Genomic DNA, 13,456 nt, shown 5'->3' on the forward strand with positions numbered 1-13,456 from the left:
TGGGCTTTTTCTTTTTGTGGCAATTAGATAGGCTTATCAATAAAACCGTTATTAAATATGCAAAAAAAGCATTTTGTTGATGAATAAAAGCTCGCTATGCTAGTCGCCTTTATAATGAATGACTAGCCATACGCCATGTATTTATATACGGATTTCGATCAACAACTGATTAACCAACGTGTTGCTCAGTTTCGCGATCAAACAGAACGCTATTTAGCTGGAAAATTAACAGAAGACGAATATCGTCCATTACGTTTGCAAAATGGTCTATACGTGCAACGTTATGCACCTATGCTCCGTATCGCTGTGCCGTATGGCTTGATGAATACTAAACAACTCAGAAAAATTGCTGAAATTGCGACAGAGTACGATCGTGGTTATGCCCATGTTTCAACTCGTCAAAATATTCAGTTGAACTGGCCTGCATTGGAAAATGTACCTGACATTTTAGCAGAGCTAGCAACGGTACAAATGCATGCTGTACAAACTTCAGGAAACTGTATTCGTAATACCACCACTGATCAGTTCGCTGGTGTAGTTGCGGGTGAGATTGCTGACCCACGTCCTACATGTGAGTTGATTCGTCAGTGGAGTACGTTTCACCCTGAATTTGCCTTCTTACCACGTAAGTTTAAAATCGCGGTGTCTGCTTTAGAAGAAAAAGACCGTGCTGCAACTGCATTCCACGATATCGGTGTTTATCTGGTACGTAATGATGCAGGCGAAATGGGCTATAAAATCATGGTCGGTGGTGGTCTAGGCCGTACCCCGATTATTGGTAGCGTGATCCGTGAGTTTTTACCACGCGAAGATTTAATCGCTTATTTAGAAGCGACATTACGTGTTTATAACTTACATGGTCGTCGTGATAACAAATACAAAGCGCGTATCAAAATTTTGGTGAAAGCATTAACACCTCAAGTGTTTGCACAAAAAGTGGAAGCTGAATTTGAGCACACGCGTGAAGCATTGAAGATTCAACCTGAAATCTTGAAAAAATTAGATGAAGAATTTACACCATTTGATTATCAAGATTTAGAAGATCTGGACTTCACAGACTTATTCGCTGCACATCCGAAATTCAAACAGTGGTTTAACGTTAATACCAATGCACATAAAGTGAAAGGTTACCGTATTGTTACGATTTCTTTAAAACGTGCGGGTATTGCACCAGGTGATGTCACTAGTGAGGAAATGAACTTAATTGCTGACTTAGCCGATAAATATACTTTCGGTGAGTTCCGTACCACGCACGAACAGAACATTTCATTGGTCGACGTGCCGCAGAAAGATCTATTTGAATTGTGGCAGACGCTTGAACACAGCGACATGGCACGTGCACATATCGGCTTTATTACGGATATTATCTGCTGCCCAGGTGGTGATTTCTGTTCATTGGCCAATGCCAAATCGATTCCAATTTCAGAAGCGATCAGCCGTCGTTTTGATGACCTAGACACCATTTATAACCTTGGTGAACTTGATCTGAATATTTCTGGCTGTATGAATGCGTGTGGTCATCACCATGTCGGTAACATCGGTATTTTGGGTGTTGATAAGAAAGGTGCTGAGTTCTATCAAATTACCTTAGGTGGTCATGCCGATCATGATGCATCTTTGGGTGATATTTTAGGGCCTTCTTTTGCAGCCGAAGTTGTACCAGATGTGATTGATGAGATTTTGAATACTTATCTTGATTTACGTACCGAAGGTGAGCGTTTTATCGATACCTATCGCCGTGTTGGTATTCAACCATTTAAGGAGCGTGCTTATGCTTAATACAACGCTACAAGTGCTCTCTAAAGATGGCACAATTGCAGACAATACTTATCAAGTGATTGCTGAAGATGGTGTGATTCCACAAGGTGACGTGATTGTAACAACTGAACAGTTGGATCAATTGGCAAATGTACAAGGCAAAAAGGCGCTTTACATTACTGTGAATGATTCGCCTGAAACCCATCAATTTCCATTGAATGAGCTTGATGCCATTTTTATTGAATTTGCTGGTTTTAATGATGGCCGTGGTTATTCATTTGCTGCGTTATTACGTCGCCAAGGGTATCAAGGTGAATTACGTGCAGTCGGTGATATCTTTAAGGATGTTTTAAACTATTTAAAACGTTCTGGCTTTGATACGTTCGTGGTGAAAGAGGGTAAGGATATTCATGAGGCTGCTGCTGGGCTTCAGGATTTTACCAACCCTTATCAAGCTTCAACTGCCGTGCCTCAGGCGAGCTATCAAACTGGCGCATAAGCAGATTGAAAGAAAAAAGCTGAACCATGGTTCAGCTTTTTTTTGTTTTGATTGTTAAGTTCAAAATGATTATTCATCTAACTGACAATTGATCATCCATTTAATCCCAAACTGATCAGTGAACGCACCATAGAGTGCACCCCAGAAGGTTTTTTCTAAAGGCATCTCAATTTGACCATTTGCAGACAAAGCATTAAAGAGTCGTTGTGCTTCGTCCTGTTCATCTGGATCAAGATTAATTGAAATATAGTGGTTGTTTCCTTGGGTGAAGACACTATTTTGGGCGCAGAATTGATCATTAACATCTGAAGCCATCAATACGGTAAATTCATTGATGGGTAGGGAAACATGTAAAACCAAGTTTTTATCCGCTTCTGAAAGGCTGACGCCTTCAGTAGGTGGCATATCGCCATAGCGGCTGAGCATGGCAAATTCGCCACCAAACACAGATTTATAAAAATTGAATGCTTGTTCTGTTTGTCCTTTAAAATTTAGATAATGATTGAGTTGCATATGGGACTCCTTATTGTTTTTTTATACAAAGCATAACTTATCGGGAATTTAACAATGGGTGCATTATTTTTTGTAACCCTAAAAATAAAAATCCTGCATTAAGCAGGATTTTTATTGCATTAAAAAGGCTTAGATTAATTCAATCGCAACGGCTGTCGCTTCACCACCACCGATACACAAGGCTGCAACGCCTTTCTTACCGCCAGTACGTTTAAGCGCATGAATTAGCGTCAGGATGATACGTGAGCCTGTAGAGCCAACTGGGTGGCCCAATGCACATGCACCGCCATTAATATTGACTTTTTCAGCATCTAATTTGAAATCATCGATTGGACACATGGTCACCATGGCAAATGCTTCGTTGATTTCCCATAGATCCACGTCTTGTGCGTCCCAACCTGCTTTTTTCAATACTTTTTCGATAGCACCGACAGGAGCAATGGTAAATTCAGAAGGATGTTGAGAGTTTGACGCAGTTGCAAGAATCTTTGCCAAAGGTTGTAAACCACGTTGAGCTGCAACTTCACTTGAAGTTAATACCAATGCTGATGCACCATCAGAAATTGAACTCGCATTCGCGGCAGTAATCGTACCATCTTTTGCAAAAGCTGGTTTTAATGATGGGATCTTGTCGATTTTTGCACTTAAAGGTTGTTCATCTTGATCAACAACCACATCACCTTTACGGGTAGAAACCGTTACAGGAACGATTTCATCTTTAAAGTAGCCTTGAGTAATCGCTTTCTGTGCACGTTTTAATGAACGAATAGCAAAGTCATCCATTTGCTCACGGGTATAGCTACGTTTATTCGCCATATCTTGGGCAAATGAACCCATTAAACGACCAGTTTCAGCATCTTCCAAACCATCAAGGAACATATGATCCTTAATTTCACCATGACCCATACGGTAGCCAGCACGTGCTTTCGGTAATATATATGGTGCATTGGTCATTGATTCCATACCACCTGCAACCACGATCTCTGCACTACCAGCTTTAATCATATCTGCTGCTTGCATCACCGCTTTCATGCCTGAACCACAAAGCTTGTTAATGGTCACTGCACCGGTAGAGTCTGGTAAGCCGGCTTTACGCATTGCTTGGCGCGCAGGGCCTTGTTTTAAGCCTGCAGGTAAAACACAACCCATGATTACTTCTTCTACATCAGTCGGTTGCAGGCCAGAACGGGCAATTGCTTCTTTAATGGTAACAGCACCTAAGTCTGGCGCTGTAACACCAGATAATGCACCTTGGAAGCCGCCCATTGCTGTACGAGCGCCATTAACGATTACGATATCAGTCATGATGTGTCTCCACACTTATAATTTATAAAAATGTTCCAAACTTAAGCAGTATAGTAAAAAAAGGATCGGAATAAAGTGTTTTACCCATTTTAGGCTAGACTGGAGAGTTTTTAGCAACTTGATAACTTTTCAAAGCGAATATTGCCCATACGGCTCAAGACAATTTTGGTATGGTGTTGTGGTGACTCTGAGCAGTAGACAAAACTACCATTGGAGGCAAAGGGAAGGCCATTCTCGGCTTGAAAAACAAGAGAGTTGGGACTTCGTCCAAAAGACCTAAAGTTGAGGTAACCATATTTATGGTTCAAAGGGACACTAAAGAGGAGCGTCTCATTCTGATCACGTTTGTTGTTTCGATTAATATCAATAAATCCAATAAAACCTTTGTTCCAATCTGTGTCACAGGTCTCAAAATTCGAACTTGGGCACAGCATCACATTTTTATGATGAAGTTGTGCATCCGTTTTTGCTTTTTGTATATGAATTGTGAGGATTCTTTTAAGGTAGTTTACTTCGGTGGAGATCATCATTTCACGAAAATGGGGGATTGCAACAGTAATCAAAATTGCCACAATTCCAAGGGTGATCACTAATTCAATCAAAGTAAAGCCAAATGGTTTAAACATATTCTACCTATCTATTTTTATTAATTTTTTTATTAACAATATGTTAAATGAAAACTTAATTTTGCTAGTGAGTATTTCTAAAAAAAAAATTAAGATATACTAAAGCACAAGTTTCTGAACAATAATTCAATCAGATACCCGATGGGAATTGAAAATTTACTGAACTACAACGGAAATTGTAAGAAATTTTGTCAATAATTTATGAGGTTAAAGTTATCAAGCACTTGGAAAATTCATCAAGTGTTTGTATGATTCAAAGTGAAGTGAATAGCTGAAAAAATAATACTGTAGAACACCAGTTGTTCTCAGGACGAAAAATCATAGGCTGAGCTTACACAAAACAATTGTTATCTCTGGAGGATATCCATGAAATTGAGTCGTATTGCACTTGCTATGCTTGTTGCTGCTCCTTTAGCTGCTGCGAATGCGGGCATAACTGTAACTCCATTATTGGTTGGTTATAGCTGGCAAGACAGTAAGCATAATAATGACAACCTAACAACTCATGCTGAGTTGCAGGATGATTTATTTGTTGGTGCTGCATTAGGCGTTGAATTAACACCTTGGTTAGGTTTTGAAGTTGAATATAACCAAGTGAAAGGTGATCTTGACGGTACTGGCGTAGCTAATGCTGAATATAAACAACAGACAGTTGCTGGTAATTTCTATGCAACTTCTGACCTAATCACTAAAAACTACGACAGCAAAATTAAGCCGTACGTATTATTAGGTGCTGGTCAAACTAAAACTGATTTTGATGGTATCTATGAAGTTAAGAAAGATACTATTGGTAATGCTGGTTTAGGTGCTTTCTGGCGTTTAAATGATGCTTTATCACTTCGTACAGAAGCTCGTGGTACTTACGACTTTGATGAGAAGTACTGGAGATATACAGCACTTGCTGGTTTAAACGTAGTTCTTGGTGGTCACTTGAAACCTGCAGCAGCAGTAGTAGAAGTTACTCCAGTTGCTCCAACTCCGGTTGCTCCACAACCACAAGAGTTGACCGAAGATCTTAACATGGAACTTCGCGTATTCTTCGATACGAACAAGTCTGACATCAAACCACAATACAAGTCTGAAATTGCTAAAGTTGCAGAGAAGTTAGCTGAATACCCGAATGCGACAGCTCGTATTGAAGGTCACACAGATAACACTGGTCCACGTAAGTTGAACGAACGTTTATCTTTAGCGCGTGCTAACTCTGTTAAGTCTGCACTTGTGAATGAATACAACGTGAATGCAACTCGTTTGACAACTCAAGGTTTCGCTTGGGATCAACCGATTGCTGACAACAAAACTAAAGAAGGTCGTGCTATGAACCGTCGCGTATTCGCTGCGATTTCTGGTAGCCGTACTGTTCTAGTACAACCAGGTCAATAAGCTCAATAATTTGAGTTTATGAACTGAAAAAAAGCGACTCGTCAGAGTCGCTTTTTTTATGGATATATAGGTTTTTGTAGCATTGATGTAAAACTAAAACATAAGGGTTCGAAACTAGAATAATCTTGCGTTAACTTTGGATACATTGTGGGAATTATTTAGTTTTATTGAAAAGATTTTGATACTTTGTTAAAATTTTGATTAAAAAGTGATAAGCTCTCACAGCTTTATTAGATGTTGTTAAAATAGAATTTTCTAGATTTTTGGAGAGGAATAAGAGGTTTTTTTTCAGTGGCTGCTAACTAAATGTTGTCAAATACTTGGAAAATTGATCAGGTATTTGTATGATTCAACATAAAGTGAATGACTGAAAAAGATACAATAAGATTATTTCTCAGTATTCAAAAACTATTAGAGTTTAGAGAACAAACAATTTTTTGTTTTTTGGAGGATATTCCATGAAAATGAGTCGTATTGCACTTGCTATGCTTGTTGCTGCTCCTTTAGCTGCTGCGAATGCGGGTGTAACAGTCACTCCATTAATGCTTGGTTATCACTGGTATCCTGAGAATGCTCAGGACAAGATGCGTGATACTTTAACAGATCGTGATCCTCAGGGTCGTGGTGATGCTGGAAGCTTAAAAAATGGTGTTGCGTTACAAAGTGATTTACTTGTTGGCGCTGCAATTGGTGTTGAGTTAACACCTTGGTTACAAGCAGAGATTGAGTATCAACAAACTAAAGCTGACGCAGCTCGTAATGAGAAAACCAATTTTAATGGTCAGCCGTGGGATGCTAAGCAACAAACTTTAAGTTTGAATGCAATTGCTACTGCTGATGTGTTTACTGGTAATTATGACAGTAAAATCAAGCCGTATGCTTTATTAGGTGTTGGTCATTCTAAAATTACAGTAGATAACCCAGGTTGGGATCGTCGTTCATATGACACAATCAGCAACTTAGGTGGTGGTGTGTTATGGCAAGTAAACGATGCTTTAACACTTCGTACAGAAGGTCGTGCCGTTTATAACTACGACAATAAGTGGTGGGAAGGTCAAGCCTTGGCAGCACTTCAAGTTGTTGTTGGTGGTCACTTGAAACCTGCTGCTGCTCCAGTAGTAGAAGTTGCTCCAGTTGAGCCAACTCCAGTTGCTCCACAACCACAAGAGTTGACTGAAGATCTTAACATGGAACTTCGTGTATTCTTTGATACAAACAAATCTGTTATCAAACCACAATACAAAACTGAAATCGCTAAAGTTGCTGAGAAGTTAGCTGAGTTCCCGAATGCGACAGCTCGTATTGAAGGTCACACAGATAACACTGGTCCACGTAAGTTGAACGAACGTTTATCTTTAGCGCGTGCTAACTCTGTTAAGTCTGCACTTGTGAATGAATACAACGTGAATGCAACTCGTTTGACAACTCAAGGTTTCGCTTGGGATCAACCGATTGCTGACAACAAAACTAAAGAAGGTCGTGCTATGAACCGTCGCGTATTCGCTGCGATTTCTGGTAGCCGTACTGTTTTAGTACAACCAGGTCAACAAGCTCAGTAATTTGAGTTTATGAACTGAAAAAAAGCGACTCGTCAGAGTCGCTTTTTTTATATGAGGGATTTAAGTCATAAAACATTGGGATTCTCCTTTCTATTTAATGGGTTTTAGGTATTTCAATCACTATCAATTATTTACCATATCTCTTTTTTTAACTGCTGCTTAGTATTTTGTCTTTCACGCCGATGCTGTGCTCGAGGCTTCTCAGTTTCATGAATTCCGCCTTTGTGTAATAAAGGTGAAAGCACTACAGGGTTACGGACTTTAATTTTTGGCATTTCTTTGAGTTTCATTTGATTATCCTTTGATACATAAAATTTGTTTAAGTGTATGTATGATTTCAATCAAGTCAGATTGGTTTGCCATGACTTGATCAATATCTTTATAAGCAGCTGGAATTTCATCAATCACTGCACTGTCCTTTCGACATTCGATGCCTTGGGTCTGCTGAATCAGATCATCTTGGCTAAACAGCAGTTTTGCCTTACTGCGGCTCATTTTTCTTCCTGCACCATGTGAACATGAGCAGAAGGACTCTGGATTCGCTTTACCTTTAACGATATAAGAACGAGCTCCCATTGAACCAGGGATAATGCCTAATTCATCCTGTCCTGCCCGAATGGCTCCTTTACGGGTGATCAGTAGTTCCTCACCGAAATGAGTTTCTTGACTGACGTAATTATGGTGGCAATTAATCGCTTCTTTGGTCATTTGAAAAGGAGGGAGTAATGGTCGTATTGCCTCTAAAATCAGACGCATCATTTCACGTCTATTTTCAAAAGCATATTCTTGCGCCCATTGCACAGCTTCAACATAATCATTAAGACTATTTGAACCTTCAGCAAAATAACTCAAATCTTTATCTGGCACATGTCCAAACCGATGTTGTGCTTCTTTCTTTGCCAGTTCAATGAAGTAGGTTCCAATCACATTGCCTAAACCACGACTGCCAGAATGCAGCATCACCCAAACATCCTGATTTTCATCAAGGCAGAGTTCGATGAAGTGATTACCACCCCCTAAAGTACCGAGTTGTTTTTGCCAAGTGGCATCAAACTTTCTGAGCATCCGAACCAAGCCGGGGTGCTTTTTGATGATTGGTTGTAAGCGCTTTTCTAGTGGAATAATGCTAGATGCTTTTGCTTTCACTTGTTTGTGTAACTCAAAGCCGACAGGGACCTTACGTTCAATGGCATGACGTAATGGCGCAAGGTTGTCTGGTAGCTGTGATGCTTTGAGGTTGAGTCGAATCGCATTCATACCACAGCCGATATCAACACCTACAGCGGCAGGAATGATTGCGTGCTTGGTCGGAATTACACTGCCTACAGTGGCACCTTTGCCAACGTGTACATCAGGCATGACAGCAATATGTGAATAAACAAATTGCAGTTGTGCCATCTTTTTGAGTTGTTCAATGCTTTCGCTATCAATATCGGTTGTGAAAATTTTCACTGGAACACCATATTGCGCATCGGCATTGAGTATTTTTTGTATGCCCATTTTTTTGTCTCGGGATATTTTAATATTTCGTCCGAATAGGCATAAAAAAACCTAGCGAATGCTAGGTTGAATAGAGCATTCGGACAAGTGATCAATCGATTTGTACACTTGTCCGTGAGTCGACAGTGCCAAATCTTATGGTGTGGATCCTAGTTGTAATGGCATGTTGTCGTCCTCCTATCATGTGGTGCCGTTGAAAATATGAGCGAGATTTTACTCATATTTTCAATTGGGTCAAGTAAAAAGCGGTTTTTTATTCGCCTTCTTTCACATTCATATCTTTATATGCAATCAGTTTGGTCTTGTGTTTCCACTTATAACCCAGCCAGATCGCCAAGAATAATGGAATACTAATATAGGTTGAAATTAAACCTAACCAGTCAATTTTTCCGCCAAGTAAAGCTTGGTAGTTTTGACCTAAGATGATGATTGAACAAAGAATAAATGCAAACCAAGGTGCAAATGGGAAGAATTTGGCACGGTAAGCCAGATCTTCAACTTTATAACCTTGAGCAATATAACCTTTACGGAAACGGTAATGTGAAATCGCAATACCTAGCCAGACAATGAAACCACACATCCCTGACATGTTGAGTAACCAGTTAAAGACTTGTTTCTCGCCAATAAAAGTGGTCAGGAAGCACAGTGCAGCAACCGCAGTGGTCGCATAGAGTGCATTCATGGGTACGCCACGGCCATCCAGTCTTGAGAACCACTTAGGTGCACGACCTTGTTTCGCCATATCAAATAGCATACGGGTAGAAGAATACATGCCCGAGTTACCTGCCGATAAGATCGCACTCAGAATAACCGCATTCATCAAACTTGCTGCAAAGGCAAAACCTGCTTTTTCATATAAAAGCGTGAATGGAGAGAGTGCAATATCTTCGCTCTGAGCTGCTTTTAATAGCAGTGGATCGTCATAGCTGACCAATGTACCGATGATGAAAATACATAGGATATAGAACAGTAAAATACGCCAGAAGATTTGTTTAATTGCTAATGGAATGGTCTTTTTAGGATCTTTAGATTCACCCGCTGCGACCCCTACCATCTCAGTTCCCTGAAAAGAGAATCCGGCAATCATGGCCACACCGATTAAGGCTTGCAAACCACCGACAAAAGGCGCTTCTTTATAAGTCCAGTGCTGAAATACCGATACATTGGGTGTCATCATGATTTTAAAAATCATCCAGATACCAATGATGATAAACACGATAATCGCAATCACTTTGATCAAAGAGAATAAGAATTCACTTTCACCAAACCCTTTTACGGTTAATGCGTTAATTCCAAAAATAATGGCAAGGAAAATGGCACTCCAGTAGAAGCCTGGAATATCAGGAAACCAAAACTTCATGATGAACTGAACAGCAACCAATTCAAAGGCAACAGTAATCGCCCAGTTATACCAATAGTTCCAACCTAAGGCGAAACCAAAGCCATCTTCGACATAGCGGCTACCATAGGTAAAGAATGCACCTGATGTTGGGTTGTGCGTGGCTAACTCACCTAAGCTGGTCATCAAGAAATAAATCATGATACCGATGAGAGCATAGGCCAATAACGCACCACCTGGACCTGCAGTGGCAATGGTTGAACCTGAAGCAAGGAATAAGCCTGTGCCGATCGATCCACCAATGGCAATCATGTTCAGGTGACGTGCCCCGAGCTTACGCTGTAGGTGTTGAGGAGCAGATGTATCGCTCATAAAAATTCCTTAAAATGTTTATTTTGCACAGGCATATAACACCTTGAATCCTTGTTGATCGGCTTTCACCAGACATTCACCAAAACTCTGTTCAATCAGAGGAGGGTAGTTTAGAAAACGATTTGCCACGATCCATAATTCACCTGAATTTTTCAGATGTTTTTTCGCACGTTGGCAAAGTTCCTCACTCGCATCGTAATTGGTATGAATTCCCTGATGAAAAGGCGGATTGCTGACGATCGCATCTAAATCATTCGGTGCATCTACAAAACCAGTGACAGCTTGGAGATTTAACTGAGTTAAATTCAGACCATTTCGTTGAAAGGTCAGCTCAGTAGACCGTAATGCAAATGCATCAACATCAAGTGCAAAAATTTGCCGATTAGAATCTAGTTTGGCCAAATAAGCACTAATAATTCCAGCGCCACAACCAAAGTCGGCAATCTTACCTGATTTTACTTGACTAAGGTAAGGGACTAATACGGCTGTTCCGACATCTAAATGATCTTGACTAAATACACCAGGCAAGGCACAGATATTTAACTGTTCTTGATCTATTTGAACTGTATAAGTTTTTAACCAATGTTCAAGTGGTTTTAACTGCTCGGTTTTTTCGATCTTCATTTGCCAAAGTTGGCAGTGACGTGCACTGTCAAGTTTCAGTGTTTTGCCATATTGCAATAATTGTTTTGCTGCCCGCTCAACGCCGCCCTTTTTTTCGCCAACCAGAAAAATATTTTGATCAAGTTTTAAATGGCTAACCACAGCGTGCAGAATATAATTCAGCAGTTCTTTTGACTTGGGAACGAAAATAACAACCTGATCAAACGGTGCTTGTGGGAATTCCACGGAAAAATGAGAGCGAATCCCAGAGCTGATAAAACCTTGATGATCAGCATAATTCCAAGTCCATACTGAGGCTTGGACTTTATTGGGTAAATTTTTGGCGAGTTGGTCATTTGGGGCATTAATCAGTAAAACTTGCCCGCTTAAATAATCTTGCTGTCTGATGACAACTTCACTACGTGGATCCATTTTGATCTCTCATCAAAAACAAAGCCCAGTCGTGAAACTGGGCACTTGTCATGGTTGGATGATTATTTATGTGTTTCAGGTAAAACAATATTTAAAATAAGTGCAGCGATACCGCCTGTTGCGACACCAGAACTGAAAATATTTTTAAATAGTTCAGGTAGATGCTCAAGAATCTGTGGTACTTGTGCAACACCGAGTCCGAGTGCGAGCGAAATTGCAATAATTAGCAAAGCGCGACGGTCGAGGTGAATACTGGAAAGAATATTGATACCAGAAGCAGCAACAGCCCCAAACATCACCATCACTGCGCCACCAAGTACCGCTTGCGGTACGGCTTGAATCACGGCGGCAACAGCAGGGAATAAGCCTAAAATCACCAAGAGTACGGCAATCCAAATCCCGACATAACGACTAGCCACACCAGTCAATTGAATCACGCCATTGTTTTGTGCAAATACAGAACTTGGGAAGGTGTTGAAGATACCAGCTAAGAAAGAGTTAGCACCGTTGACGAGTACGCCGCCTTTAATGCGTTGCATCCAAACAGGACCATCCACAGGCTGATTTGAAATTTTACTGGTTGCCGTAACATCACCAATTGCTTCAAGTGAAGTGACGAGATAGATAAATGCCATTGGAATGAATAAGCTCCACGAGAAGCTGAGTCCAAAATGCATCGGTGTTGGAATTTGAATTAAAGGCGCATCATTGAGTACTGAAAAGTTTAAATGCCCCATGAATCCAGCAAGAATATAGCCAATCACGAGTGCGATTAAAATTGCTGAACTTTTCACCCAAATAATTTTGATACGATTCAATAGAATAATAATGCCAAGTACGGTACATGACATAATGAGGTTGTCTGCATTGGCAAAGGTGTTGTCCTGCATTGCAGTATAACCACCGCCCATACTAATCAAGCCTTCTTTAATCAAAGTAAGACCAATCAATAGCACCACAATACCTGTAACTAACGGCGTAATCAGCTTTTTCACCCATGGCAAAATTCGAGAAACGCCCATTTCAATAAATGAACCTGCAATCACCACACCAAAAATGGCACCCATCACTTGCTCAACTGGCGTACCTGCAGCAACCATTGCGCTTCCAATACCAATAATTGGACCAATAAAGTTAAAACTTGTACCTTGGACAATGAGCAGTCCTGCACCAAAGGGACCAACCTTTTTACACTGTAAAAAGGTTGCAATTCCTGAAATGATTAAAGACATCGAAAGGATCATATTTGTGTCTTCACGAGAGACGCCAAGTGCCAAACAAATCAGTAATCCAGGGGTGACAATCGGGACTAAAATCGCCAAAAGATGCTGTAAAGCGGCTAAAAATGCAACAAAAGGTTTCGGTCGATCATTGAGTCCGTAAACCAGATCAAGCTGCTGCTGAGGTTGTGAATTCGACATGGGAGTATAAAAAGCGAGAGGCATTAGTGGAATATTCTAATAGAGTTAGCTCGCTTTACCAACGATTCTATGACACTTCGTCAGAAAAAAAGTGCACTGTCAATAAACTGTCACTACTAAAGTTTAGTATTTTTCTGTATAATTTG

Annotated in this window: 12 protein-coding genes; 4 read left to right on the forward strand and 8 right to left on the reverse strand. The window is 40.3% G+C overall.

All coding sequences use genetic code 11. From position 1 onward, the window contains the following. The first annotated feature begins 135 nt into the window (after positions 1-135). On the forward strand, positions 136-1,779 hold the full coding sequence (locus tag F896_RS15855; RefSeq protein ID WP_016162670.1) for a nitrite/sulfite reductase: 1,644 nt from the start codon (positions 136-138) through the stop codon (positions 1,777-1,779). Beyond that, positions 1,772-2,257 carry a DUF934 domain-containing protein gene (locus F896_RS15850; RefSeq protein ID WP_016162671.1) on the forward strand — a complete coding sequence of 162 codons (486 nt, stop codon included), beginning with the start codon at positions 1,772-1,774 and terminating at the stop codon, positions 2,255-2,257. Before F896_RS15855 ends, F896_RS15850 begins: the two co-directional genes overlap by 8 nt. A 69-nt stretch (positions 2,258-2,326) precedes the next feature. Here the strand turns inward: F896_RS15850 and F896_RS15845 are convergent, their stop codons facing one another. The 3 genes from F896_RS15845 to F896_RS15835 all read right to left on the reverse strand — a co-directional run bounded on the left by F896_RS15845 (position 2,327) and on the right by F896_RS15835 (position 4,701). Next, complete coding sequence (locus F896_RS15845; protein ID WP_004652388.1) at positions 2,327-2,770, reverse strand: VOC family protein; 444 nt, start codon at positions 2,768-2,770, stop codon at positions 2,327-2,329. A 129-nt stretch (positions 2,771-2,899) separates the two neighbouring features. Continuing rightward, positions 2,900-4,075 (reverse strand): thiolase family protein, encoded by a 1,176-nt coding sequence (locus tag F896_RS15840; protein ID WP_016162672.1) that lies wholly within the window; start codon positions 4,073-4,075, stop codon positions 2,900-2,902. A gap of 110 nt (positions 4,076-4,185) precedes the next feature. Then, positions 4,186-4,701: a GspH/FimT family pseudopilin gene (locus tag F896_RS15835; RefSeq protein WP_016162673.1), complete on the reverse strand. Its 516-nt coding sequence runs from the start codon at positions 4,699-4,701 to the stop codon at positions 4,186-4,188. Positions 4,702-5,067: 366 nt separating this feature from the next. On the opposite strand from F896_RS15835, the gene omp38 (F896_RS15830) reads away from it, so the two are divergent. Together omp38 (F896_RS15830) and omp38 (F896_RS15825) are read left to right on the forward strand one after the other, a co-directional pair. Next, positions 5,068-6,084: an outer membrane protein Omp38 gene (omp38, locus tag F896_RS15830; protein WP_016162674.1), complete on the forward strand. Its 1,017-nt coding sequence runs from the start codon at positions 5,068-5,070 to the stop codon at positions 6,082-6,084. 458 nt (positions 6,085-6,542) lie between these two features. Beyond that, the gene (gene omp38, locus F896_RS15825; RefSeq protein ID WP_004802880.1) at positions 6,543-7,643 is read left to right on the forward strand and encodes an outer membrane protein Omp38; all 1,101 of its coding nucleotides are present in this window, start codon (positions 6,543-6,545) and stop codon (positions 7,641-7,643) included. 131 nt (positions 7,644-7,774) lie between these two features. On the opposite strand, the gene F896_RS20985 is transcribed toward omp38 (F896_RS15825), so the two are convergent. From F896_RS20985 to F896_RS15805, 5 genes are all read right to left on the reverse strand, one after another. Then, positions 7,775-7,933, reverse strand: coding sequence for a hypothetical protein (locus F896_RS20985; protein ID WP_016162675.1), 159 nt, complete (start codon positions 7,931-7,933; stop codon positions 7,775-7,777). Positions 7,934-7,937: 4 nt separating this feature from the next. Further along, complete coding sequence (locus F896_RS15820) at positions 7,938-9,143, reverse strand: RtcB family protein (RefSeq protein WP_016162676.1); 1,206 nt, start codon at positions 9,141-9,143, stop codon at positions 7,938-7,940. 253 nt (positions 9,144-9,396) lie between these two features. Then, entirely contained in the window at positions 9,397-10,854 is a 1,458-nt protein-coding gene (locus F896_RS15815) for an amino acid permease (protein ID WP_005206090.1), read from the reverse strand. A gap of 18 nt (positions 10,855-10,872) precedes the next feature. After that, positions 10,873-11,889 carry a class I SAM-dependent methyltransferase gene (locus tag F896_RS15810; RefSeq protein WP_016162677.1) on the reverse strand — a complete coding sequence of 339 codons (1,017 nt, stop codon included), beginning with the start codon at positions 11,887-11,889 and terminating at the stop codon, positions 10,873-10,875. Between the two features lie 62 nt (positions 11,890-11,951). Further along, the gene (locus F896_RS15805; RefSeq protein WP_032882028.1) at positions 11,952-13,310 is read right to left on the reverse strand and encodes a uracil-xanthine permease family protein; all 1,359 of its coding nucleotides are present in this window, start codon (positions 13,308-13,310) and stop codon (positions 11,952-11,954) included. Positions 13,311-13,456: the final 146 nt, after the last annotated feature.

The sequence above is a fragment of the Acinetobacter genomosp. 15BJ genome, from assembly GCF_000400715.1.
GTDB lineage: Bacteria > Pseudomonadota > Gammaproteobacteria > Pseudomonadales > Moraxellaceae > Acinetobacter.